The organism is Arthrobacter sp. 1088, from assembly GCF_031455315.1.
Classification (GTDB): Bacteria; Actinomycetota; Actinomycetes; order Actinomycetales; family Micrococcaceae; genus Arthrobacter.
Genome location: NZ_JAVDSM010000009.1, coordinates 162,163 through 187,492, shown reverse-complemented (window position 1 = coordinate 187,492; position 25,330 = coordinate 162,163). Strand labels below are relative to the sequence as shown.

20 protein-coding genes and 1 riboswitch are annotated in these 25,330 nt (G+C 62.4%); of the genes, 16 read left to right on the top strand and 4 right to left on the bottom strand.

Annotated elements, in window-relative coordinates:
* Window positions 1–17 precede the first annotated feature (17 nt).
* The gene (locus tag J2Y41_RS15810) at window positions 18–662 is read left to right on the top strand and encodes a DsbA family protein (protein ID WP_309929925.1); all 645 of its coding nucleotides are present in this window, start codon (window positions 18–20) and stop codon (window positions 660–662) included.
* Window positions 663–717: 55 nt separating this feature from the next.
* Here J2Y41_RS15810 and J2Y41_RS15805 read toward each other — a convergent pair whose 3' ends face one another.
* Window positions 718–1,593, bottom strand: coding sequence for a DNA-formamidopyrimidine glycosylase family protein (locus J2Y41_RS15805; protein ID WP_309929860.1), 876 nt, complete (start codon window positions 1,591–1,593; stop codon window positions 718–720).
* Window positions 1,594–1,959: 366 nt separating this feature from the next.
* Entirely contained in the window at window positions 1,960–4,581 is a 2,622-nt protein-coding gene (valS, locus tag J2Y41_RS15800) for a valine--tRNA ligase (RefSeq protein WP_309929858.1), read from the bottom strand.
* A 50-nt stretch (window positions 4,582–4,631) separates the two neighbouring features.
* Between valS and J2Y41_RS15795 the strand changes: the two genes are divergently transcribed.
* Window positions 4,632–5,003, top strand: a complete 372-nt coding sequence (locus J2Y41_RS15795; protein ID WP_309929857.1) for a DUF488 family protein — start codon at window positions 4,632–4,634, stop codon at window positions 5,001–5,003.
* Window positions 5,004–5,025: 22 nt separating this feature from the next.
* Window positions 5,026–5,805, top strand: coding sequence for an SDR family oxidoreductase (locus J2Y41_RS15790; RefSeq protein ID WP_309929856.1), 780 nt, complete (start codon window positions 5,026–5,028; stop codon window positions 5,803–5,805).
* A gap of 23 nt (window positions 5,806–5,828) precedes the next feature.
* Here the strand turns inward: J2Y41_RS15790 and J2Y41_RS15785 are convergent, their stop codons facing one another.
* Window positions 5,829–6,887, bottom strand: a complete 1,059-nt coding sequence (locus J2Y41_RS15785; RefSeq protein ID WP_309929854.1) for an endonuclease/exonuclease/phosphatase family protein — start codon at window positions 6,885–6,887, stop codon at window positions 5,829–5,831.
* A gap of 357 nt (window positions 6,888–7,244) precedes the next feature.
* On the opposite strand from J2Y41_RS15785, the gene ileS reads away from it, so the two are divergent.
* Genes ileS through ndk form a run of 4 tightly spaced genes read left to right on the top strand, consistent with a single transcriptional unit; the run spans window position 7,245 to window position 12,814 of the window.
* Entirely contained in the window at window positions 7,245–10,532 is a 3,288-nt protein-coding gene (gene ileS, locus J2Y41_RS15780) for an isoleucine--tRNA ligase (RefSeq protein ID WP_309929852.1), read from the top strand.
* Between the two features lie 3 nt (window positions 10,533–10,535).
* The gene (locus J2Y41_RS15775) at window positions 10,536–11,897 is read left to right on the top strand and encodes a folylpolyglutamate synthase/dihydrofolate synthase family protein (RefSeq protein ID WP_309929850.1); all 1,362 of its coding nucleotides are present in this window, start codon (window positions 10,536–10,538) and stop codon (window positions 11,895–11,897) included.
* A gap of 2 nt (window positions 11,898–11,899) precedes the next feature.
* On the top strand, window positions 11,900–12,343 hold the full coding sequence (locus tag J2Y41_RS15770; RefSeq protein WP_224090684.1) for a DUF4233 domain-containing protein: 444 nt from the start codon (window positions 11,900–11,902) through the stop codon (window positions 12,341–12,343).
* A gap of 51 nt (window positions 12,344–12,394) precedes the next feature.
* Window positions 12,395–12,814, top strand: a complete 420-nt coding sequence (gene ndk / locus J2Y41_RS15765; RefSeq protein ID WP_216925485.1) for a nucleoside-diphosphate kinase — start codon at window positions 12,395–12,397, stop codon at window positions 12,812–12,814.
* Window positions 12,815–12,889: 75 nt separating this feature from the next.
* On the opposite strand, the gene J2Y41_RS15760 is transcribed toward ndk, so the two are convergent.
* Window positions 12,890–13,513 carry a vitamin K epoxide reductase family protein gene (locus tag J2Y41_RS15760; RefSeq protein ID WP_396133552.1) on the bottom strand — a complete coding sequence of 208 codons (624 nt, stop codon included), beginning with the start codon at window positions 13,511–13,513 and terminating at the stop codon, window positions 12,890–12,892.
* Between the two features lie 528 nt (window positions 13,514–14,041).
* Here J2Y41_RS15760 and J2Y41_RS15755 point away from each other — a divergent pair.
* The 9 genes from J2Y41_RS15755 (at window position 14,042) to nadD (ending at window position 25,327) form a co-directional block, all read left to right on the top strand.
* Window positions 14,042–17,266, top strand: coding sequence for an Rne/Rng family ribonuclease (locus tag J2Y41_RS15755; protein WP_309929846.1), 3,225 nt, complete (start codon window positions 14,042–14,044; stop codon window positions 17,264–17,266).
* 144 nt (window positions 17,267–17,410) lie between these two features.
* A riboswitch (TPP riboswitch) is annotated at window positions 17,411–17,509 on the top strand.
* Window positions 17,501–19,057 carry a bifunctional hydroxymethylpyrimidine kinase/phosphomethylpyrimidine kinase gene (locus J2Y41_RS15750; RefSeq protein WP_309929844.1) on the top strand — a complete coding sequence of 519 codons (1,557 nt, stop codon included), beginning with the start codon at window positions 17,501–17,503 and terminating at the stop codon, window positions 19,055–19,057. (Overlaps the previous riboswitch by 9 nt.)
* Before the next feature lie 376 nt (window positions 19,058–19,433).
* Window positions 19,434–19,742 carry a 50S ribosomal protein L21 gene (gene rplU / locus J2Y41_RS15745; RefSeq protein ID WP_207616561.1) on the top strand — a complete coding sequence of 103 codons (309 nt, stop codon included), beginning with the start codon at window positions 19,434–19,436 and terminating at the stop codon, window positions 19,740–19,742.
* A 59-nt stretch (window positions 19,743–19,801) separates the two neighbouring features.
* Window positions 19,802–20,065, top strand: a complete 264-nt coding sequence (rpmA, locus tag J2Y41_RS15740) for a 50S ribosomal protein L27 (RefSeq protein WP_021470683.1) — start codon at window positions 19,802–19,804, stop codon at window positions 20,063–20,065.
* A gap of 133 nt (window positions 20,066–20,198) precedes the next feature.
* Window positions 20,199–21,785, top strand: coding sequence for a GTPase ObgE (gene obgE / locus J2Y41_RS15735; RefSeq protein ID WP_309929838.1), 1,587 nt, complete (start codon window positions 20,199–20,201; stop codon window positions 21,783–21,785).
* Window positions 21,775–22,923 (top strand): glutamate 5-kinase, encoded by a 1,149-nt coding sequence (gene proB / locus J2Y41_RS15730; protein WP_309929836.1) that lies wholly within the window; start codon window positions 21,775–21,777, stop codon window positions 22,921–22,923. Before obgE ends, proB begins: the two co-directional genes overlap by 11 nt.
* A 26-nt stretch (window positions 22,924–22,949) precedes the next feature.
* Window positions 22,950–24,314 (top strand): glutamate-5-semialdehyde dehydrogenase, encoded by a 1,365-nt coding sequence (locus J2Y41_RS15725; RefSeq protein WP_309929835.1) that lies wholly within the window; start codon window positions 22,950–22,952, stop codon window positions 24,312–24,314.
* An 82-nt stretch (window positions 24,315–24,396) separates the two neighbouring features.
* On the top strand, window positions 24,397–24,636 hold the full coding sequence (locus tag J2Y41_RS15720; protein WP_224090660.1) for a hypothetical protein: 240 nt from the start codon (window positions 24,397–24,399) through the stop codon (window positions 24,634–24,636).
* Window positions 24,637–24,640: 4 nt separating this feature from the next.
* On the top strand, window positions 24,641–25,327 hold the full coding sequence (gene nadD, locus J2Y41_RS15715) for a nicotinate-nucleotide adenylyltransferase (protein WP_224091037.1): 687 nt from the start codon (window positions 24,641–24,643) through the stop codon (window positions 25,325–25,327).
* The last annotated feature ends 3 nt before the right edge of the window (window positions 25,328–25,330 follow it).

Genomic DNA, 25,330 nt, shown 5'->3' with positions numbered 1-25,330 from the left:
ACGTGCCTGAACTGACTGTGCCTGAACAGAGCCTGCCCGAACAGAACCTGCCAGAGCAGCCCGTCAATAAAGCCGATTTCTGGTTCGATCCTGTTTGCCCCTTCGCATGGATCACATCGCGCTGGATCGGCGAGGTGGAGCAAGTGCGGGAAATTGAGACCGAATGGCACGTCATGAGCTTGTCCGTCCTCAATGAGGGCCGTGACCTTCCCGGGGATTACAGGGCGATGATGGACGACAGCTGGGGTCCTGTCCGCGTGATCATTGCTGCCCAGGAGCTCCATGGCAGCAGGTACATTAAACCCTTGTACGACGCCATGGGGGAGCAGTTCCACCACGAAGGCAACAAGGACCGTAGTTCCGTGATCCAGAAAGCGCTGGCAGAGGTAGGCCTTCCAGCTGAGCTGGCGCGCTTCGCGGACTCAGAGGAGTACGACACCGAATTGCGGGCCAGCCACGAGGCCGGCATCTCCCTGGTGGGCCAGGATGTGGGAACGCCCGTGGTGGCTGTAAATGGCACGGCCTTCTTCGGCCCGGTCCTCACCCGGATTCCGAGGGGCGAAGAAGCGGGGCAACTTTGGGATGCCACGGTAACCCTTGCCGGCTACCCGCACTTCTTCGAAATCAAGCGAAGCCGCACGGAAAGCCCTGAATTCAACTAGCCAAGCCCGAGTTCAACCAAGAAGCCCAGGGTCCGGGTCCGGCGAATCCGCGGCACTACTTCAGGAAGCGCGAAGTGCGCCGGTCCGCGAGGATCTTTCCGTGGGTTTGGCAGGTAGCACAGTACTGAAGTGACGTGTCTGCGAACGACACTTCACGTACAGTGTCGCCACAAACAGGGCAGGGCAGCCCGGTCCTGGCATGGACCCTGAAATTGCTTCGCTTGGTGTCCTTCAGCTCGCTGGAAGGCTTTCCAGCTGCCGCGTTCACGGCACCCACCAGAACCTCCTGCACGGCAACATAGAGCCGCCGTACTGTTTCGCCGTCGAGCGTCTTCGCGATGGCGAAGGGGGAGATTTTGGCGGCGTGCAGAATCTCATCGCTGTAGGCGTTGCCAATCCCGGCGATGATGCTTTGGCTGCGGAGAAGTCCCTTGATCTGTTGGGAACTTGTCTTAAGGATTGCCGCCAGGGCATTTTCGTCGAAGTCGGGGCTGAGCGGTTCCGGACCCAGGGTTGCGATCCCGGGAACATCCAAGGGATCCCTTACCACATAGATGGCCAGGCTCTTCTTGGTGCCGGCTTCAGTGAGGTCCAGTCCTATGTGGGCGTCGTCGGCCTGCCGGTGCAGCAGTAGCCTGGCCGCTATGTTGCTCTTGCCCATGCGCAGCCCGGCTGCTGATGGATGCTCCGTATAGCGGACCCACCCGGCCTTTGCGAGGTGGAAGACGAAAAACAGGCCGTCGGCATCGAGGCTGATGAACTTGCCGAAGCGCTGTGTGCCCTGGATGGTGCGGCCTTCGAGGGTGCTGTAGGGCGGATCAGCGGTCTTCAAGGCGGCGATGGAGTTGATGCGGACGCTGGTCAGCACAGCTCCATGGAGCTGGGTGTCCAGATACGTGCACAGGCCGTGCACTTCGGGAAGTTCCGGCATGTCCATACTCTGCCATAGCTTTACCCGGGCTGCAGGATAGCTGCACGAAAAAGCCCCGGCAGAACTACAGGATTGTAGTTCTGCCGGGGCTCTTGTGCATGGTCCCTGGCGGGACCACAATGGTTCTTACCCACTTCGAAAGAAGAGGGACACGGAAACCAAAGATTCAGTGATATGCAACCAACGCAGCCTTTGGCAAAGTTGGAAGCAAGCTACCAGTGACGAGGTAGTAAGACCTGAAATTCCGAGGATTCCGCCAGACTGTCAAGCCGTCACCAGACAGCCGAAAAGTCGAAGCCCCACCAACGGCAAAACGCTGATGGGGCTTCCCCTTTGCCCAAATTTCCGGAATTTGCCGGAAGGCTCCTAGGACGCTGGCGTTTCCTCTGCCGGTGCGAGGACGACGTTGCTGACCGTCAGCTCACCCTCACCGGACTGAAGTGCGATCTCCTGGGCGTTCGCGGCTGCCTTCAGGTCCCCGAGTCCGGCCTTGAGCTGCGCAACAAGCATTTCATTGGCCGTGATGGACGCCGAGAGTACCGCGGTGCGCTGCTTCACTTTTGCCTCGGACTTGGCCTTGCGGATGCCACTGAGTGCTACGCCAACAGTGCCAAGCATGGTGGTGTCGCCATCGGCGATTTCCAGTGCGGCAGGCCATTGGGCGCGGTGAACCGAGCCGGTGCGCCACCAGCTCCACACCTCTTCGGTGGCGAACGGCAGGAACGGCGCGAAAAGGCGCAGCAAGGAGTCCAGGGTGGTGGCCAGCGCAGCCAGTACGGATGCTTGCTCCGACTCCCCGGCCGCACCGTAGGCGCGGTCCTTGATCAGCTCGACGTAGTCGTCGGTGAACTGCCAGAAGAATGACTCAGTGATTTGCAGTGCCCGGGCGTAGTCGTAGTTTTCGAAAGCCTTGGTGGACTGCGCAACAACGTCCGACAACTGGGCGAGCAGTGCCCGGTCCAGTGGATTGGTCAGCACGGAAAGATCGCTGGAGACCACGGAGTTTTCGGTCGCGCCAAGGTTCAACACGAACTTGGAGGCGTTGAGTAGCTTGATGGCCAACCGACGGCCGATCTTCATCTGCGCGATTTCGTAGGCCGTGTCCGCACCGAGCTTGGCCGAGGCTGCCCAGTAGCGGACGGCGTCCGAGCCGAACTCGTTCAGGACGTCCGTGGGGACAACCACGTTGCCCTTGGACTTGGACATCTTTTTGCGGTCCGGGTCAAGGATCCACCCTGAAATAGCTGCGTGCTTCCACGGCGCGCTCTTCTGCAGGGCGTCGGCGCGGACAGCGGAGGAGAACAGCCATGTGCGAATGATGTCGTGACCCTGGGGGCGGAGGTCGAACGGGTAGACCTTGGAGAACAGTTCCTCGTCACGGCTCCAGCCACCCACGATCTGCGGGGTCAGGGAAGACGTGGCCCAGGTGTCCAGGACGTCGGCGTCACCTGTGAAGCCGTTGGCCTGGTCACGCTGCGCTTCCTCGAAGCCAGGGGCTGCATCTGCGGCGGGATCCACGGGGAGCATGTCATCCGATGGCAGGATGGGGTGGTCGTAGTCCGGGTTGCCCTGGGCATCCAGGGGGTACCAGACAGGAATGGGCACGCCGAAGAAGCGCTGGCGTGATACGAGCCAGTCGCCGTTCAGGCCCGCGATCCAGTTCTCATAGCGCGAGCGCATGAAAGAGGGGTGGAAGTTGATTTCCTGGCCGCGGCCGATCAACCGTTCGCGGCGTTCTTCATCTCGTCCACCGTTGCGGATGTACCACTGGCGTGAGGTCACCACCTCAAGGGGCTTGTCGCCCTTTTCGAAGAAGTTCACGGGGTGGGTAATCTTCTTCGGTTCGCCGTCCAGCAGGCCTGCCGCCGTGAGGAGCTCTACAACTGCTTCCTTGGCGGAGAAGGCCGTCTTGCCGGCGATCGCGGCGTAGGCTTCCTTGCCGGCGTCGGTAGTGATCCATTCCGGGGTTTCGGCAATGATGCGGCCATCGCGGCCCATGATGGCGCGTGTGGGCAGCTGCAGCTCGCGCCACCACGTGACGTCGGTCAGGTCACCAAAGGTGCAGACCATCGCGATGCCGGAGCCCTTGTCCGCTTTGGCGAGCGGGTGGGCCTTTACCTCAAGCTCAACGTCGAAGAGCGGCGACTTCACGGTCTTGCCGAACAGCGGCTGGTACCGTTCGTCGTCGGGGTTTGCTACCAGCGCGGCGCAAGCGGCGAGCAGTTCCGGACGGGTGGTCTCGATGAAGATCTTTTCGCCGTCTTCGGTGAAGAAGGGGTAGCGGTAGTAGGCGCCCGCAACTTCGCGGTCCTCAAGCTCAGCCTGGGCTACAGCGGTACGGAACGTGACGTCCCACAACGTGGGGGCCTCGGCCATGTAGGCGTCGCCCGCTGCAAGGTTGGCAAGGAAGGCACGCTGGGATACCGCACGGGAGGTGTCGTCGATGGTGCGGTAGGTCAGGTCCCAGTCCACGGACAGGCCGAGGGTCTGGAAGAGGTTCTCGAAGACTTTTTCGTCCTCGACAGCGAGTTCCTCGCACAGCTCGATGAAGTTCTGCCGGGAAACGACGTCGAAATCGCGCTGGTTCTTGGCCGGCTGTGCTGGAGGACGGTAGTCGGCGTTGTAGGGGATGGCGGGATCGCAGCGCACACCGTAGTAGTTCTGGACGCGACGCTCAGTGGGCAGGCCGTTGTCGTCCCAACCCATGGGGTAGAAGACATTCTTTCCGGTCATGCGCATGTAGCGGGCCTGGACGTCCGTCTGCGTGAAGGAGAACATGTGGCCCACGTGGAGGGAACCCGAGGCGGTCGGCGGGGGAGTGTCGATCGAGTAGACCTGCTCCCGGGTGGTGTCCGGGTTGAACTTGTAGGTTCCTTCGTCCAGCCAGCGCTGCGTCAGGGCAGCCTCAAGGCGTTCAAGGGCCGGCTTGTCGGGAACGTTGATGGGGGCGGTGGCGGGCGTGTCTGTACCCTGCGTTGATTCAGCCATGTGTCAATTGTTCCATGGTCCGCCGCAGCGCCTTGCCGTAGCATGCCGTCATGGCTGGCCATCGGGACGCTTTCGTCCTCAAACGCATCTACGAGGACCCCGCTGACGACGACGGTGCCCGGGTTTTGGTTGACAGGCTATGGCCGCGCGGGGTGTCCAAGGAGAAGGCCCACTTGGATTTGTGGCTGAAGGAAGTCGCGCCATCGCCAACCTTGCGGACCGAATTCGCACACATGCAGGAGCGGTTCACCGATTTCCGGCGGCAGTACGAGGCTGAACTGGAAAGCAATGCTGCAGTTCAGACTTTGCTGGAGTTGGCGAGGTCCCATCCTCGGGTCACCTTGCTCTATGCCGCCAGGGATCCAGAGGTGAACCATGCCGTGGTATTACGTGAATTCCTGCTCGGCCGGGCAAATGCTTGAGGCCTGCGGATAGTGTGGTGCCATGACTTCGGCAGCACACACGGTTCATCCAGTTCAGAACAAGACAGCAGTAGTAACCGGCGCGAGCACGGGCATCGGCGAGGCAACGGTGCGGGCGTTGGCCTCCACAGGCTGGAAGGTCTTTGCGGTGGCCCGCAGGGCCGACCGCTTGGGCGCGCTGGGCGCCGAAACCGGCGCCATTCCATTTGCGGCCGATATCACCAGCGACGACGACGTCGCAGCCCTTTTGCAGGCCGTTTCCAAATCCGGGGGAGCCGATACCCTCATCAACATCGCCGGCGGTGCCCGTGGCGCGGACACGATCGCGAATGCCGATACTGAGGATTGGGAGTGGATGTACCAGGTCAACGTCCTGGGCACCATGAAGATCACCAGGGCATTCCTTCCGATGCTGAGGCAGGACGGGGAAGGAACTGTACTCAACCTCACATCCACCGCCGGACTGGCCGCTTACGAAGGCGGCGCAGGATACAACGCCGCAAAGTTTGCCCAGCACGCCATGACCAACGCCCTAAGGCTGGAAGAAGTGGGTCACAACATCCGTGTCATCGAGGTAGCGCCGGGCCTGGTCCACACTGAGGAATTTGCCCTTAACCGGCTGGGTGACAAGGACGCTGCCGCCAAGGTTTACGCCGGAGTCGAAAAGCCCCTAACGGCAGAGGACGTGGCCGACGTCGTGAAGTACGCAGTCTCGCTGCCGCACCACATCAACCTGGACCAGATCGTGGTGCGCCCGGTGGCGCAGGCGGCCAACCACAAGCTCATCCGCAAGGAAGGCTGAAGCGGGACACGCCTTCCAACCGGCTAACCGGCCGGGATAACCAGGGTTGCCACCATGGCCGCATGGTCAGAACCCGAAACCTGGTGGACCGCGTAGCCACTGCTGCCGATTCGGGGCGACGTAACCATGTGATCGATCACGATCCCAGGAAGGGGTGGTCCCTCCATCGGCCAGGTGGGGGAGAACCGTCCGCCTGAGGCTGTTCCGACGTCGACGAGCTTTTTCCCGTCCTGTCCGCCGCCCATGGCGGGGTCAAGCACGGCACGGAACTCGGCATGGTCGTAGGTGGAGTTGTAGTCACCCATCAGCAGGTGATGTCCCGGACGGGAGGCCTGACGGGCAACCTTGACAAGGTCGCTGCGCCACTGCTGGATCCGCTCGTCAACCGGGGGCAGGGCATGAACGTTGGTGAGGTTCAACGTCGCCTTGGAAACGTTGCCCGCATCCGTGACGAGGACCCGCGTAACGTCCATCCGGAATGGCGTATCGGGCAGCAGCCCCTCCGGTTGCAGAGGGAAAACGGAATACACGGCGCCACCGGAAGCGTCGTCGTTGGGTTCACTCAGGAGGTTCGGCAGTGTTGACTCCAGGCCTTCGGAGCGTAGGCGGTCTTCCAGCCCTTGCGTATGCTCCTGGAGGGTCAAAAGTTGAACACCGTTGTCCCGGACCAACTTCACGATGGCACGTGCGTCAGCCTCACCGTATTCAGTGTTGAGACTCATCACCTTCACGGAAACAGTGGCGGTCCCCGCAGGAACTGCTTCTGCCCTTCCGGTGTCCAGCGGAAACAGCCAGAACAATTGGAGAGCCAACAGGGCTGCCGTCGTGATGAGGACCCAGAGGCGGCGCCCAACCACTGCAAGGACCATCGCCAGCGCCGATGGCAGCACCATCCACGGGGTGAACGACAACAGTTGAACCACCACCAGCGGCCACTCCGTGGGGACCGCCCTGAACAGCGACATTCCCGCCACAGGCAACACCAAGAGCAGAGCGAGGACCGACCACGCGGGGGATGCCTGGTGGCCCAGCCAGCGTTTTACCGGGCCCGCGGTCGGAAGGACAAGGGCGGGGTTGGTCATGGGGTCGAGTCTATGCACCCGACGGCATCCCACTGGTCCACCCGAAGGATGATCCTGCGAGTGGAGCACGGGGGTCTCCTGCCGCTAGACTTGGGAGACAAGCGTTGACCCGGCCATCACCGGTGAGCTTCCGGAAGAACATCCCTGAACGCCCAAGTGGAGCAATCCAAGCGGCGGCCAGGGCCCAGTAGAACCGGACGGGTAAGCCCGTCACAGCAGTAATGAGAGGCCGGAACCGGCCGTTGCCCCCCCACCCGGGGCGCCATGGTTCCGGTAAGTGAGGTGGTACCGCGGCATCAGCAAACACTGAAGCCGTCCTCGCATCCTGACAGTCAACCAGCTATCACAGGATATGAGATGACCCACTACCCCAAGGCCTCAGCGACTCCTTCAGGCACGCAGGGCGTGTCCGCTTCCGTGAAGTTCCCGGAAATCGAAGAGCGCATCCTCAAGTACTGGGATGAAGACGGCACCTTCCAGGCAAGCATCGACCAGCGCGAAGCAGGCAAGGACGGCAGCAACGAGTTCGTCTTCTACGACGGCCCTCCCTTCGCCAACGGCCTCCCCCACTACGGGCACCTCCTCACTGGCTACGCCAAGGACCTCGTAGGGCGCTACCAGACCCAGCGCGGCAAGCGCGTGGAGCGCCGCTTCGGCTGGGACACCCACGGCCTTCCAGCCGAGCTCGAAGCCATGAAGCAACTGGGCATGACGGACAAGACCCAGATCGAAGCCATGGGCATCGACAAATTCAACGACGCCTGCCGCGCCTCCGTCATGAAGTACGCCAACGAATGGAAGGCCTACGTCACGCGCCAGGCCCGTTGGGTGGACTTCGACAACGACTACAAGACACTCAACGTCGAGTACATGGAGTCGGTGCTGTGGGCTTTCAAGCAACTGCACGAAAAAGGACTGACGTACAACGGGTACCGCGTCCTTCCGTACTGCTGGAAGGACGAGACGCCACTGTCCAACCACGAGCTCCGCATGGACGACGACGTCTACAAGAACCGCCAGGACCAGACCGTCACGGTAACGTTCCCCATCAAGGCGGGGGAGTCCGAACTCTCCAAGGCCCTCGAAGGCGTCCAGGCGCTCGCCTGGACCACAACGCCCTGGACGCTGCCCACCAACCTGGCGCTCGCCGTCGGGCCTGAAATCCCCTATGCGGTCCTGCCCGCCGGTCCGAACGGCGTCAAGGCTGCTTCGGCGGAAGCCCCGGTCACGGGCAGCTTCCTGCTGGCCGCCGACCTCGTGGGGACCTACGCCAAGGATTTGGGGTACGACGACGCAGCTGCCGCAGCTGCCGCCGTCGTCTCAACCCATACAGGCGCCGAGTTGGCGGGCCTTGAGTACGAGCCACTGTGGAACGACTTTGCCGATGCCGAGAAGTACGGCACCCGGAACGCGTGGCGCTTCCTTGTGGCGGACTACGTCACCACCACAGACGGTACGGGAATCGTGCACCAGGCTCCGGCCTATGGTGAGGATGACCAGAAGGTCTGTGAGGATGCCGGCATCCCCGTTGTCCTGTCCGTTGACGAGGGCGCGAAGTTCCTGCCGTTGTTTGCCCATGGCGAGCTCGCCTCGATCGTGGGACTGCAGGTCTTTGACGCGAACAAGCCCATCACCCAGGTGCTGCGCGCCGATGGCCGCCTGGTCCGCCAGGCCAGCTACGAGCACAGCTACCCGCACTGCTGGCGCTGCCGGAACCCGCTGATCTACCGTGCTGTGTCCTCCTGGTACGTCGAGGTCACCAAGTTCAAGGACCGCATGTCCGAGCTGAACCAGGAGATCAACTGGATCCCGGGCAATGTCAAGGATGGCCAGTTCGGCAAATGGCTGGACAACGCCCGCGACTGGTCCATCAGCCGTAACCGCTACTGGGGTTCGCCGATTCCCGTGTGGCAGTCCGATGATCCCGAGTACCCGCGTACGGACGTTTACGGCTCGCTGGCTGACATCGAGGCGGACTTCGGCCGTCTGCCGGTCAACAACGAAGGGCAAGTGGACCTGCACCGCCCGTTCATCGATGAATTGACCCGCCCCAACCCTGACGACCCCACAGGCAAGTCCACCATGCGCCGCGTCGAAGATGTCCTGGACGTCTGGTTCGACTCCGGTTCCATGCCCTACGGACAGGTGCACTACCCGTTCCAGAACGAGGAATGGTTCGACACCCACAACCCTGCGGACTTCATCGTGGAGTACATCGGCCAGACCCGCGGCTGGTTCTACATGCTTCACATCCTGTCTACGGCGCTGTTCGACCGTCCCGCTTTCCGCAACGTCATCAGCCATGGCATCGTGTTGGGCTCCGACGGCCAAAAAATGTCCAAGAGCCTGCGCAACTACCCGGACGTTTCCGAGGTCCTGGACCGTGACGGCTCGGATGCCATGCGGTGGTTCCTGATGTCCAGCCCGATCCTTCGCGGTGGCAACCTGGTGGTCACCGAGCAGGGCATCCGCGACGGCGTCCGCCAGGTCATCCTGCCGCTCTGGAACGTGTACAGCTTCTTCACGCTCTACACCAACGCCGCGAACTCCGGTTCCGGCTATGAAGCGAAGCTGCGCTACGACGGCTACTCCGACACGTTGGACCAGTATTTGATGGCCAACACCGGGGACCTCGTCCGCAGCCTGACCGAAAGCCTTGATTCTTACGACATCTCCGGGGCCTGCGATGAACTCCGCAGCTACCTGGACATGCTCACCAACTGGTATGTCCGCCGCAGCCGCCAGCGCTTCTTTGACGAGAACGTGGACGCCTTCGACGCCCTCTACACCGCTTTGGAAGCCGTATGCCGCGTGTCAGCGTCCTTGCTGCCGCTCGTGACGGAAGAGATCTGGCGCGGGCTGACGGGGGGCCGTTCCGTGCACCTCGCCGATTGGCCCGACGCTTCACTGTTCCCGGCCAATCCAGGGCTCGTGGAGGCCATGGACCGCGTGCAGCAGATCTGCTCCACCGGATCGAGCCTGCGCAAGGCGGCGAACCTGCGGGTCCGCCTGCCGCTGCAGGAACTGACTGTCGTGGCACCCGGGGCAGATGCGCTGGGAGGCTTCGCCGCCGTCGTCGCCGATGAACTGAACCTTCGCTCCGTCCGCTTGCTGGACGCTGCTTCGGCTTCACCGGAGGAATTCGGCATCGAGCAGAAACTGGTGGTGAACGCCCGGGCTGCTGGTCCGCGCCTTGGCAAAAACGTGCAGCAGGCCATCAAGGGATCCAAGTCCGGCGACTGGTCGGTAACCGATTCCGGCGTCGTGGTGGCCGGGGGACTCGAGCTTGAGCCGCAGGAATACACCCTGGAGACCGTCGTGGCAGAAGCGGCCGACGGCGGGTCTTCCGCAGTTGCCGTACTGCCCGGTGGCGGTTTCGTGGTCCTGAACACCGAAGTCACGCCGGAACTGGCTGCCGAGGGCCTGGCACGCGACATGGTCCGCGCCATCCAGCAGGCACGCAAGGATGCTGGGCTGAACGTGAGCGACCGCATCCGAACTTCCGTCGAAGCGCAGCAGGACGTCGTTGACGCCCTCCAGGCCAATGCTGAGCTCGTCAAGACCGAAACGCTGACCCTGGAACTGGAAGTTCTGCTTTCCAGCGCCGAGGAACCGCAGGTCACCGTAGCAAAGGCAGGGGTCTGACCAATGACTGACGAATTCTCGGTAGAGAGCGTCTACGCCGAACTCCTGGGCCGCGCGCCGGAGAACAAAATGGAACCGCGGTTGGCTCCGCTCTTCCGGGCCATGGACGTGCTGGGTGAGCCCAACAAGGCTTTCCCGATCATCCACATCACCGGTACCAACGGTAAGACGTCCACTGCGCGCATGATCGAGGCCGGGCTCCGTGCCCACGGCCTCAGCACAGGCCGTTACACCAGCCCGCACCTTTCCAAGGTCACCGAGCGCATCAGCATAGATGGTGAGCCGGTATCGGATGCGACGTTTGTTCGGATCTGGGATGAAATCCGTCCGTACCTGGAAATCGTTGACAACGAGCTCCTTGCCGACAACCAGCCGCGGCTGACGTACTTCGAATGCGTCACGATCCTCGGGTTCGCCATCTTCGCCGACCAGCCCGTGGATGTGGCGGTCTTTGAGGTGGGACTGGGCGGCATCACCGACGCCACCAACGTCGGAGACGGCCAGGTTTCCGTCATCACGCCGATTTCCCTGGACCACACGGACCTGCTGGGCGATACGACCGAGGACATCGCCTACGAGAAAGCCGGCATCATCAAGCCGGGCGGCTTCCTGGTAAGCGCCGCCCAGCCCGTGGATGCGGCGCAGGTGCTCTTGGAAAAGGCCCGGGAAGTAGACGTACCGTTCCGCTTTGAAGGCGTCGAGTTCGGCGTCGAGTCGCGCAGCGTCGCCGTGGGTGGCCAGGTCCTTACCGTCCAAGGCCTCGCAGGCCGCTACGAAGACCTCCTTCTTCCCCTGCATGGTGCCCATCAGGCAGAGAACGCCGCCGTGGCGGTTGCTGCATTGGAAGCTTTCTTCGGTGGAGGAGAAAAAGAGCTGGACATCGACGTCCTGAAGGAAGCCTTCGGCAATGTGACGTCGCCTGGCCGACTGGAAGTGGTGCGGACCGCCCCCACGATCGTGGTGGATGCTGCCCACAACCCGGAAGGGATCCGTGTTTCTGCCGAGGCAATCCACGAGGCCTTCAGCTTCAGCAAGCTGGTGGTCGTCGTCGGAGTCCTGCGGGAAAAGGACGCTGAGGAGATCCTGAAGACACTCAAGGAACAACTTGGCGATCTTGCCGATGAATTCTGCTTCACCCAGTCCAACTCACTGAGGGCTGTCCCTGCAGCGGAACTGGCCGAACTCGCCGTCGATCTTGGCTTTGGCGAGGACAACGTCCACATCGCCGAGAAGCTCGATGACGCACTGGAGTGGGCCGTTGAACGGTCCGAGTCCAACGATGACCTTGCCGGCGGCGTGCTGGTCACCGGCTCCATTACCCTGGTGGCTGAGGCACGCATCCTGCTTGGAAAGGAAGGTGCCTGACAGTGGCAAGGCTGACCAAGGCCCAGCGTGAATGGCGGCCGGGCATGCCCAGGAAGCGTCGATCCACCAAGGTAATGTTCGCTTCCACGGTGCTTCTGCTTGAAGCCTTTGTGGCCTTCTTCGGCACCTTGGTGGTCTTCGGGCTAAGGCGCGGGGAAGTTGCTCCTGGAATCATCCTGGGTGTGGGAATCGCGCTGAGCGTAGTGCTTGTCCTCACATGTGCGGTGTTGTCCAAGCCCTGGGGAATCGGCCTTGGCTGGGGGCTGCAGCTCCTCCTGATCCTGACGGGGATCGCAGAGCCGATGATGTTCATCGTTGGCGTCCTCTTCGCCATCTGCTGGTGGTACGGAATCCGGACGGGGATGAGGATCGACCGTGAAGTGGCACAACGCGACCGGGAGCAGGCCGAATGGGACGCCACGCACCGTGACGAGGCTGGTTCGTAAAACCCCGTAAACTGGCTGGGAAACCCACCCACCAACCACATTGGAGCAACTGTGAGCATTGAACGGACCCTTGTCCTGATCAAGCCCGACGGCGTGGCCCGCAACCTCAGCGGAAGCATCCTCGCCCGGATCGAAGCCAAGGGCTACGCCTTGGCCGAGCTGAAGAAGGTCAACGCGACCCGCGAGCTGCTGGAGCAGCACTACGAGGAACACGTGGGCAAGCCGTTCTACGAGCCCTTGGTTGAGTTCATGCTCAGCGGCCCGGTCATCGCAGCTGTCTTTGAAGGCCACCGCGTGATCGAAGGCTTCCGCTCCCTGGCAGGAACCACGGACCCCACCACCGCTGCTCCGGGCACCATCCGGGGCGACTTCGGCCGTGATTGGGGCCTGGCAGTCCAGCAGAACCTGGTTCACGGCTCGGACTCCGTTGACTCCGCCGAGCGTGAGATCAAGATCTGGTTCGCCGGCTAGGTACGCCTCGCCGAAGTGACACTTAAGGCCAATGTTCATCACGAACATTGGCCTTAAGTGTCATCTCGCGAAGAGTTAGTAACCCGACGTGCCTGCGAAGACGTGGATGAAGGCGAAGAAGATCGTGGCAATGACAGCCACATAAAGCAGCGCCACGATGATCCAGCCGGAGTCACCCAAGACCTTGGCCAGTGCCGGTGGGGCCTTGATGACGCCGTGGGCGATATTGCGGATGGTCACCCATACGAACATCGGGATCATCACGGCCCACACCACCATGCAGAACGGGCACAGCACGTTGATGACGTACAGGGCCTGGGACCACAGCCACACCACAAAGGCGAACCCCAGGGTTACGCCGGCCTGCAAGCCCAGCCAGTACCCGCGTGAATACTTCGCCCCGGCCAGGAGGCCCATGGCAGTGGTGATGATCACCGCAAAGGCGACGATGCCGATGAACATGTTGGGGAACCCGAAGACCGAACTTTGCGGTGTTTGCATCACCGCGCCACAGGAAACCCAGGGATTCACATCGCAGAGCGTAACGTGGTTGGGGTCTTTGAGTACTTCCAGCTTCTCAAGGACCAACGCCCCGGAAGCCAGCCAGCCGATGACGCCGGTTATCAGCAGGAGCCAGGCGAACGGCTTGTCGCGGACTGCTTTAGGCAGCAAACCTGCCTTGGTGGACGTATCCTCCATGGGGGTGGAGGCTTGGTTGGCCAGGTTTTCCCTGGCGGTGCTTGGCATCGCGGACGCAATCCTTTTCAACAAGTGACCCGGCCGGGCCGGGAAGGGTTCTTGTCAGGATTGTAACGCCGGAGACTGGATGCAGCCTCCAGCCAGCACCAGCACTTTCCACACTGTGCGACACAGCCCCCTACCCTTCGAATGTGCGGGGGTGTGAGAGAATGAACATGGCTGGAAGCCGATCCACATTCGGAATCCGGTCCGGTGACTTGTTCCCAAGACCGCCAGTATGAGCAGGGCCTGCCCGGATCACGTGATCCTCGGTAAGCCCGCCATGACAATGGACGGCACCTGGTTGTGGCAGCAGAACAACGGGTTTCAGAGCAAAGCCACCGGCCTTCCAGGGCTGCCGCACCCCAATGATGGTGCGAACCGGAAGGAATACTACCGACTTCTGTCAACGCCTGAGGGTTTTGACAAATATTTGCCCCACTGGGCGCCGGATGTGGCGGCGTCGCTGGGGCAGGAGTGTTGCCACATATGGATAATGACCAGGTTGTAGCCGTTAATGAAGAGGCAGCTCCCGCGGAAACTGCGGAAGCGCCCAAAAAGACCACCCGGACACGGCGCAAGGCTGCGCCCAAAGCAGTGGAAACAGCCAGTGCTGAGGAAGCCACCGGCACTGAACAAGCCACGGGCACTGAACCGACCGAAGCAGCTGTGAAGGCGCCGGCGCGCCGTACCCGTGCGCGCAAGACGGTGCCTGCCGAGCCCCTCCCGGGTTTTGACGATCAGGCCGGAGTAGCGTCCCAGCCGGAAACCGATGCCGAACCTGCCCCAGAAAAGCCGGTCCGCCGTCGTCGGACTACCAAGCCCAAGAACGTTGAGGCAACGGTCGGCGCGGAGGCGCCAGCCCCCGAAGCGTCTTCCGCCGTGGAAGCCGTTGAAGAAATCACGACGCCGGATGCGGGGTCCCAGCCTGCGCCTGCTACCCAGGGCGACCTTCCCGTGGCGGGCGACGTTCCCGCCGAGGAAGAGGCCGAAGCTGCCGAGGAGTCCGCCCCCGGTTCAACGTCGTTGTTCCTGGAACCTGTCTCCATTACGTCGATGATCTTCCAGGCCCCTGATCTGAGCACCGTTGCCCGCCCCGCCGTAGAGGAAAAGGCCGAAGAGTCTGAAGCAGAAACTCCGGAAGCCGGGTCAACTGACGAGCTGGAGGATTCCAGCAGCCGTCGTCGTCGCCGTAGCCGTGGCCGGCGTGGCCGCCGCGGGACTGAACGCGATGAGACCGATTCCGAGGACAGCGCTGAGGCTGAGGATGAAGAAGATGCTCCGGTAGCGGAAGCGCTCGAAGAGGGCGTCACATCGCGTCGTCGTCGGCGTCGCCGCCGGGGTGACCAGGACCTTGAACTGACTGGCGGCTCGGACGATGACCCGCCCAACACGGTGACCCGTGTCCGCGCGCCCCGCCCGATCACTGAGACGGCCCCGTCGAACCGGGTCACCAGTGTTAAGGGTTCCACCAGGCTAGAGGCCAAGAAGCAGCGCCGCCGCGAGTCCCGCGAGACCGGACGCCGCCGCCAGGTGATCACAGAGGCTGAGTTCCTTGCCCGCCGTGAGTCCGTGGATCGCCAGATGATCGTCCGCCAGCGCGACGATAGAATCCAGATTGCGGTCCTTGAAGACGGCGTGCTTGCTGAGCACTTTGTGTCCAAGACCCAGCAGGATTCGCTGATCGGCAACGTGTACCTGGGCAAGGTCCAGAATGTTCTGCCGTCCATGGAAGCTGCCTTCGTGGACATCGGACGCGGGCGCAACGCCGTTCTTTACGCCGGCGAAGTCAACTGGGACGCCGTCAATCTCGAGGGACAGCCGCGCCGGATCGAGAATGCCCTAAAGTCCGGTGATTCTGTCCTGGTGCAGGTGACCAAGGATCCTGTTGGCCACAAGGGCGCGCGCCTCACAAGCCAGATTTCCCTCCCGGGCCGCTACCTTGTGTACGTGCCTGGCGGTTCCATGACCGGCATCTCGCGCAAACTGCCCGACGTCGAACGCAACCGCCTCAAGCGCATCCTCAAGGACCGTTTGCCTGAGAACGCCGGCGTCATCGTGCGCACGGCCGCTGAAGGTGCCTCCGAGGAAGAACTGACGCACGACATCAACCGTTTGCGCGCGCAATGGGAAGGCATTGAAGGCCAGGCGTCCTCCACCAAGGTGCTGGCACCCGAACTGCTCTACGGCGAACCTGACCTCACCATCAAGGTGGTCCGGGATGTCTTCAACGAGGACTTTTCCAAGCTGATTGTGTCCGGCGACGACGCGTGGGACACCATTGAGGCTTACGTCACCTATGTTGCTCCCGATTTGGTGGGCCGCCTTGAAAAGTGGACCAAGGACCAGGACATTTTTGCGGCCTGGCGGATCGACGAACAGATCCACAAGGCCCTGGAGCGCAAGGTCTTCCTGCCGTCCGGCGGTTCGCTTGTCATCGACCGCACCGAGGCCATGACCGTGGTGGACGTCAACACGGGTAAGTTCACCGGCAGCGGTGGAAACCTTGAAGAAACCGTCACCAAGAACAACCTTGAAGCGGCCGAGGAAGTAGTTCGCCAGCTGCGCCTGCGCGATATCGGCGGCATCATTGTCATCGACTTCATCGACATGGTCCTTGAATCCAACCGTGACCTGGTACTCCGCCGATTGGTGGAATGCCTGGGCCGTGACCGCACCAAGCACCAAGTGGCTGAAGTGACGTCGCTTGGCCTGGTGCAGATGACACGCAAGCGCATGGGCACAGGCCTGCTTGAAGTGTTCGGTGAGCAGTGCGAGCACTGCGCCGGACGCGGCGTCGTCACCCATGATGAGCCCGTGGAACACCGACGCGCCAACGTAGTTGCCGCCGAGCACCACCGTCCACACACCGAACCGCAACAGCCTGCTGCCCGGAATGAACGCAAGCGTCGCCGTGGGAAAGGTGGGGGAGCGGTAGCCGAGGAACCAGTCTCCACCCACAGCACCGCTGCCGCCCCGGTAGCTGCGCCAAGTGGCAAGGAGTCGGTTGACCCCGTTCGCCAGGCGAAGGCCGAGGCGACCAGGGCGGCTCTTGCCACCATCGCCGCTGCAGCGCATGCCGCGCACTTGCACGACGACGAAGTTCACCGCGCGGAGGAACTGGCACGCGCAGCCGGTCAGCATCACGACACGGCTGAATCCGTGTCTGATACGGCAACCGGCGATGCCGGGGGAGCGGCCGCAGCTGATGCCGCCAGCCATGAAGCAGCGGTTCGGGAGGCACGGTCCACGCCCGTTTTGCGCTTCGGTGGCGAAGAAGTGGCGCTCCCATTCGTGGAGCACCATGAGGAACCGTCTGCGGGCAAGCCGGCCATGAGCCTGGACCTGCTGGCGGAGGCGTTCTCGCACCTCGGTGCTGCACCGGCTGCCGAGGAAAACACTGTGGATACGGTTTCCGGACCTGCCACGGCTTCCGAAACTTCCGCTGCCTCCGCTGCAAGTGCTGCGGCCACCGACGGTCAGAACGATCGTTCTTCGCGTTCGCGTGGAAGTCGAGGCCGAAGGAACCGTAGCGCGAGCAGGGCACAGGGTGCCGCAAACGAAACCAGCGTGGAGCACCACGAGGTAACTGCCGCAGCCGCGGGTGGAACGGCCCACGAGGCCAAAGCGCCGGCAGCGGAAGAGCCTGCCAAAAAGAAGGCAGCTGACGAGCCCATCATCCTCGGCGTAGGAGTTCCAGCTTCGGAGTTGTAAGCACGTCAGCACTGATGACGTGTTGAAAGAGTCCCGCAATATCCGATGTCGTCGGATACTGCGGGACTCTTTTGTCGCCGGCAGTCACATCCATGCACCCAAGCAGGCCGGTTCCCGGACCGCTGGACTTCCCGGCTACGCTAGGAAACTGACACGGGGTGCCGGGCGCTGGGCCTGGCTGAGATCCAGACCCGTTGAACCTGTCCGGTTAGCACCGGCGAAGGGATGTCCATCATGGCTTCATTGTCCAGTTCCCCTGTCTACCCCCTTGACCCCGCCGGTAGCGTTGGCGGACCCGTGGCTGCCCGGCAACATCCGCGGGTGCTTAGCATTGCCGGTTCGGATCCGTCCGGAGGCGCAGGGATCCAGGCAGACCTGAAGAGCATTGCTGCGCACGGTGGTTACGGAATGGCTGCCATCACGGCGCTCACGGCACAGAACACCCTTGGAGTCAGTGCAGTCCATGTTCCGCCCGTGGAGTTCCTGCGCCAGCAACTGGACGCCATCAGCAGCGATATTGAGATTGATGCCGTCAAGATCGGGATGTTGGGTGACGCGTCCGTCATCCACGAAGTCCGCAGCTGGCTCGAAGACGTGCGTCCCGCCGTCGTGGTCCTTGACCCGGTGATGGTGGCCACCAGCGGCGACCGGCTTCTGCGTGGGAACGCCGAAGCCGCGCTTCGCAGCCTCCTGCCTTTGGCGGATCTCGTTACCCCCAACCTTCCCGAACTGGCTATGTTGCTGGGGGAGCCTGACGCCCCGGACTGGGCAACTGCCCTTGACCAAGGCAAGCGTCTGGCTGCCGAATGTGGAACGACCGTCCTGGTGAAGGGTGGCCATTTGGCCGGAGCGGAATGTCCTGATGCCTTGGTCAATACGAGCGGCTTGCTGCGGCAGGACGTTATCGAGGTGGCCGGTCCCCGTGTGGATACCCGGAACAGCCACGGAACGGGCTGTTCGCTCTCCTCGGCATTGGCCACGGTGCAGGCCCGCAGAGGTGACTGGGAAGCGTCACTGCGGGAGGTTAAGCCGTGGCTGCTGCAGGCCCTTTCTGCGGCCGACGGGCTCGACGTGGGCAGGGGCAGCGGGCCGATCCAGCACTTTCACCATCTGGAGCCAACACGGAATCCTGCTGGCCGGTCCGGCGATTTTGCCGCGCGACTTTGGGCGGAAGCCACGCCGGAGTTGGACGCAATCTACGGCCTGGCCTTCATCCAGGGCCTGCAGTCGGGGAGGCTCCCTGAGCCCGAGTTCAACTACTACCTTGCCCAGGACGCCATCTACCTCAACGGCTATTCCCGGGTTCTGGCCCGCGCCGGTGCCCTTGCCCCCACTGAGGAAGAGCAGCTCTTCTGGGCCAAGGCGTCACAGACCTGCCTTGAGGTCGAGTCCGAGCTTCATCGGAACTGGCTGAGCACGCGCCCGGCTCCGACGCAGACCGGACCCGTGACGAAGTCGTACGTGGACCACCTCCTGGCCACTTCCGCGTCCGGCAGTTACGCGGTGTTGCTCGCAGCAATCCTGCCCTGTTACTGGCTGTACGCGGAGGTAGGCCGGCAACTCCACGCGGCCTACGTGGATGCAGGCGCACCCGGCGACCACCCGTACGCCGACTGGTTGAAGACCTACGCCGACGAGGAGTTTGCTGCCGCAACCCGCAAAGCGATCGACCTTACGGACGCAGCCGCCCTCAAGGCCTCTGCGCAGGAACGCGAGGCCATGGTTGAGGCCTTTGCGCACTCTTGCCGCTATGAGACGGCCTTCTTTGATGCGCCAAGGCTCTTCGCCTGAGTTGGATTTCCGTGGTTTCTGCGTAGCGGATCCATGAAACTCCCGCGCGTCGCCAGCCAAATCGCAGCATTCCCGCCCAAAGCCTGTAGGCTGTATGGGCACGGTGCCGGGAGAGTCCGTTACAACTGGTGATGCAAGTCACCCGATAGCCTCCGGACCCGGCCTCATTTGCAGCTGAAGGTCAAACTAGCGTAATCTTGATCTTCGGTGCTTACGCCAACACTTGGGTTATGCCCCTTGGAATTGTTCATGGGATGACTCGCGGGCTTCGATCTGAAGTCCACGGCGTTGAGGCACAGCGCGAACCAAGCCTGATTCCGGTTCAAGGTTCCGCACGCAAATTTAGTAAGAAACGTCGAGAGAAGTGAGTACCCAAGTGGTGTACGCGATTGTCCGCGCAGGCGGCCGCCAAGAAAAAGTTTCCGTTGGAGACTACGTAACGCTTAACCGCGTCCCCGGTGGAGCCGGCAGCACGCTTGAGCTGCCCGCCTTGCTCCTGGTTGACGGCGACAAGGTCACGTCCGCTGCTGCGGACCTGGCCAAGGTCAAGGTCACGGCTGAGATCCTTGAGGACCTTCGCGGTCCCAAGATCGTCATCCAGAAGTTCAAGAACAAGACCGGCTACAAGAAGCGCCAGGGTCACCGTCAGGAACTGACCAAGATCAAGATCACGAGCATCAAGTAACTTTCGTTACTCTGTTCAGATTTTCAGTTTCCCCAGAAATTTAGAGGCAGGCATTTCACATGGCACACAAAAAAGGCGCGAGCTCCACTCGCAACGGTCGTGACTCCAACGCACAGCGCCTCGGCGTCAAGCGTTTCGGTGGCCAGGTAGTTTCCGCAGGCGAGATCATCGTTCGCCAGCGCGGAACCCACTTCCACCCCGGTGCAGGCGTCGGCCGCGGTGGCGACGACACCCTGTTCGCACTCGAGGCCGGTGCGGTTGAGTTTGGTACTCGCCGCGGACGTCGCGTAGTGAACATCGTTGCTGCTGCAGCTGCAGAGTAACAACAAGTTCTGAACCGGTGGAGCGGGCCAAACGGCCCGCTCCACCGTTCTTTTAACCGCATTACAATCGATTAGGGCGCCCATGGCGCTCTGGTTTATGCAACAGCGCTGGCAACAGCAAGAGGAGATTCACGTGGCGAGCTTTGTAGACCGGGTAGTCCTGCACGTATCCGGCGGAACCGGCGGCCACGGCTGTGTCTCTGTCAAGCGGGAAAAGTTCAAGCCTCTCGGTGGACCCGACGGCGGCAATGGCGGCAACGGCGGAGACGTCATCCTTAGGGTGTCGGCGCAGACTACCACCTTGCTTGACTACCACCACGCCCCCCACCGCCACGCCACCAACGGTGGCCCTGGCATGGGTGATTGGCGTGGCGGCAAGAACGGCGAAACCTTGATCCTCCCCGTGCCGGACGGCACCGTGGTGAAGACGAAGGACGGCGAGGTCCTCGCTGACCTCGTGGGCGAAGGCACGGAGTATGTTGCCGCGGCAGGAGGCCAGGGCGGTCTCGGAAACGCCTCACTGTCCTCGCAGAAGCGGCGCGCGCCCGGCTTCGCGCTACTGGGCATTGAAGGCGAATCCAGCGACATCGTCCTGGAACTGAAGTCCATCGCCGATATCGCGCTGGTCGGATTCCCCTCCGCTGGAAAATCCAGCCTCATTGCGGCCATGTCCGCTGCCCGGCCAAAGATTGCCGACTACCCCTTCACCACCCTCATTCCCAACCTTGGCGTCGTCCAGGCCGGCGACATCCGGTTCACCATCGCCGATGTGCCCGGCCTGATCGAAGGCGCCAGCGAGGGCAAGGGCCTTGGCCACAACTTCCTGCGCCACGTTGAACGCTGCGCGGCCCTGGTTCACGTCCTGGACTGCGGAACCCTGGAATCGGACCGTGATCCACTCTCCGATCTGGCCATCATTGAGGCGGAACTGGAGAAGTACGCCGTGGACATGAGCTACGCCGGCGTAGATGGCGAAGTAGTGCCGTTGAACGAGCGTCCCAAGCTTGTTGTCCTGAACAAAGTGGATCTTCCGGATGGCAAGGACATGGCGGAGTTCGTTCGTCCGGACCTCGAAGCACGCGGCTACCGTGTGTTCGAAGTCTCGGCAACCAGCCATGAGGGCCTGCGCCAGCTTGGCTTCGCAATGGCGGAGATCGTCAAGGCTGCGCGGGATGCCGTAGAGACTGCCCCTCCCAAGGTTGCCCCGCCCATCCTTCGTCCGCGCGCAGTCAACGAGAGCGGATTCCGGATCCGCCGCGAGGAAAAGAACCTCGAGCCGCTGTTCCGCGTGTTGGGCGAGAAGCCTGTCCGCTGGGTCAAGCAGACCGACTTCACCAACGAGGAAGCCATTGGCTACCTGGCCGATCGCCTGGCCAAGCTGGGCGTCGAGACGGAGCTCTTCAAGGTTGGAGCCAAGCCTGGCGATACGGTGGTCATCGGCGAGGAAGATGGCGTGGTCTTCGACTGGGAGCCCACCATGATGGCAGGCGCCGAGCTCCTGGCGACTCCCCGTGGTACCGATATCCGCGTCGCGGACATCGGCGACCGTCCCACACGTTCGCAAAAGCGCGATGAACAGCTTGAGCGCCGGGAAGCGAAGGCTGCCGCCCGTGCTGAACTCGAAGCCGAGCGCAAGGCTGGCATCTGGACTGAGTCCGTCAGCCGTCGTCGTGCCCAGCCCGTAACGGAAGGCCACCTGGATACCGGTGATGACGACTAGGACTGTCGAAATTCCGGACGCAGAGGTTCTTGAGCGCCAGGCCCTGGCCACCGCCAAGAGGATTGTTGTCAAAGTGGGCTCGTCCTCGCTGACCAGTATCAAGGGCGGCATTTCCGAGAAATCGCTGACTTCGCTGGTTAATGCGCTGGCTGACAAGCGAAATGCCGGTACTGAAATCATCCTGGTTTCCTCGGGCGCCATCGCGGCAGGTCTTGCCCCGCTGGGGCTCGCCAAGCGCCCGAAGGACCTCGCTACCCAGCAAGCTGCGGCAAGCGTGGGGCAGGGCCTGTTGATGGCGCGCTATACGCAAGCTTTCAGCGCGCACGGCGTCACGGTCAGCCAGGTCCTGCTGACAGCTGACGACCTCATGCGCCGGACGCAACACACCAATGCTTTCCGTGCCCTGGACCGCCTGCTGAACCTTGGTGTCGTTCCCGTCGTCAACGAGAACGACACCGTGGCAACCCATGAGATCCGTTTTGGGGACAACGATCGCCTCGCAGCCCTGGTGGCACACCTGGTGCGCGCCGACGCGCTCGTGCTGCTCTCCGACGTCGATGCCCTGTACGACGGTCCACCCTCCCACGGCGCCAAGCGCATCCCCTTGGTTCGTGGTCCGCAGGACCTCGAGGACGTGACCATTGGCAAGGCAGGCAAAGCCGGTGTAGGTACCGGCGGCATGATGACCAAAGTGGAAGCGGCGTCCATAGCTGCCGGGTCAGGGATCCACGCGCTGGTGACTTCGACGCCCAATGCTGCAGCTGCCCTGGCAGGGGAGGACGTAGGAACGTGGTTCGCCGTCAACGGCAGCCGCAAGCCCGTCCGGCTCCTGTGGCTGGCTCACCTGGCAACGGTTCACGGGCGCTTGATGCTCGACGACGGCGCGGTGAAGGCAGTGCGCGACCGGCATAGGTCACTCCTGCCCGCGGGGATATCGGACGTATCCGGGGACTTCGAAGCCGGCGACCCCGTTGAAATGGTGGCTTTGGATGGAACAGTGATTGCCCGCGGCCTGGTGAACTATTCCTCGGAGGAGCTTCCCCGCATGCTTGGACGCTCCACCCAGGAACTCGGCCAGGCAATGGGCCGCGGATACGACCGCGAAGTTGTTCATGTTGACGACCTCGTACTCCTTTAGGCTGCGCCCTCATCTAAACTTGGAGCATGACTGAAGCGCTGACCCCTGACGCCCCTGTGATTTCCGACGTTTCCGGTGCCGCCGGCCAGACGCCGGAGAACCCTGTGGCAGGTGGCGCTCCGTTGTCGCCGGAAGATGTCCAGGCTGCCGTCCATGCCATTGCCGACCGCTCCCGCAAGGCCGCACGCCGTATGGGTCAAGCCAACCGCGCGTGGAAGGACCGCGCCTTGCGCGCTATTGGTGCGGCCCTTCAGGAGCGCCGGAAGCACGTGCTGGAAGCAAACGCCAAGGATGTTGCCGCAGGGCGTGCCAACGGCACATCGGCCGCTCTCCTTGACCGGCTGACACTGACACCTGCCCGCATCGATGGGCTGGTTGCTGCTTTGGAGAACCTGGCTGGCCTGCCGGACCCCGTAGGCAACGTGGTCCGTGGCCAGACGCTGCCCAACGGCTTGCGCCTGCGCCAGGTCAACGTCCCCATGGGCGTTGTTGCTGCTATTTATGAAGCCCGCCCCAATGTCACGGTGGATATTGCCGGACTCGCGCTTAAGAGCGGCAATGCCGTCATCCTGCGGGGTGGTTCCGCTGCAGCGAACACCAATGAGGCCCTGGTGCAGATCCTTCGGGAAGCCCTGGACTCTGTTGGCCTGCCTGCCGATGCTGTGCAGACCGTGGACCAGTACGGCCGCGAGGGCGCCAACGTGCTCATGCGTGCCCGTGGCCGCGTTGACGTCCTGATTCCCCGCGGTGGACGGGACCTTATCCAGACTGTCGTGACCAACTCTGCCGTGCCTGTTATTGAAACGGGTGAAGGCAATGTGCATATCTTCATCGACGAATCGGCCAATGAAGAGATGGCGGTTGACATTCTTTTGAATGCCAAGACCCAGCGTCCCAGCGTCTGCAACACCGTAGAGACCCTTCTTGTACACTCGGGCTCCACCGTGCTGCCTGCCGTTGCCGCTGCACTTCGCTCTGCCGGAGTCACCCTCCACGTCGATGAGCGGATTGCTGCCGCTTTGGGCAAGGACGTTGAAACCGTTCCGGCCGACGACGACGATTGGGCCACCGAGTACATGGACCTGGACCTTGCCGTTGCCATGGTGGACAACCTCGATGATGCCGTCAATCACATCCGCAAGTGGACCACCGGGCACACCGAAGCGATCCTGACGAACAACCTGGCCAACGCCGAGAGATTCATTGCTGAAATCGACTCGGCTGCCGTCATCGTCAACGCCTCCACGCGTTTCACCGACGGCGGTGAGCTCGGCCTCGGAGCAGAAGTGGGTATTTCCACCCAAAAGCTGCACGCCCGTGGGCCCATGGGTCTGACCGAACTCACCACCACCAAGTGGATCGTGCAGGGCGAAGGCCAGATCCGCAGTTAGCTACGCGGTAACATAGAACAGAAGTCCGGAACGGCGGGGAGTCCCGCCGTCGAAAATCCTTGAGAACCAACTAGGGGAGAAGATGCTGTTTCAGCAGATCGCCACGTCCATAGCAGCCCAAACAGAAGGCGGCCACGAAGCGCCTGCCCCGCTCTGGGCCGAGCCGTGGGTCTTCGGAGTCAGCATGTTTGCCCTCCTGCTGGTTTTGATGTTCGTTGCCCTCTCCTACACCAACCTCGGCAACCGTCACGAGGCTGTGGAAGAGCACTCGGATCCGCACCGCCAGCACCCGAACAAGCACACCCACAAGCAGGGCCACTAACATTATCGCCGCAACTCCGCGCGGGGAGTCGGAGCGCAGGCTCCGGCTGGGCGTGATGGGTGGAACTTTTGATCCCATCCATCACGGCCACCTTGTGGCTGCAAGTGAGGTTGCCGCCAAGTTCGATCTCGACGAAGTCGTTTTCGTGCCTACTGGCCAACCTTGGCAGAAGTCCAGCAAGCAGGTCAGCAAACCCGAGCACCGTTATTTGATGACCGTGATCGCCACGGCCTCAAACCCGAGGTTCACGGTGAGCCGGGTCGATGTTGACCGTCCCGGACCCACTTACACCATCGACACCCTGCGCGATCTAAGGGCCCAGCGACCCGACGCTGATTTGTTCTTCATCACTGGCGCTGACGCCTTGGCCCAGATTCTGTCCTGGAAGGACGTTGACGAACTCTGGTCTTTGGCGCACTTCGTTGGTGTAACGCGCCCTGGCCACGAACTGGACGGCATGGGCAGGGAAGACGTCAGCCTCCTGGAAGTTCCAGCCATGGCGATTTCCTCAACGGATTGCCGGACACGCGTAGGTGCCGGGAACCCCGTTTGGTACCTCGTGCCCGATGGCGTGGTGCAGTACATCGCCAAGTATGGTCTGTACGCCCCGCACTCCGGGACCGCGCGGCCAGGGACAGGGGAGCTGGCCCCCGCATTATCCGGATCAGACGACCAAGCACGTACTGAATGAGTT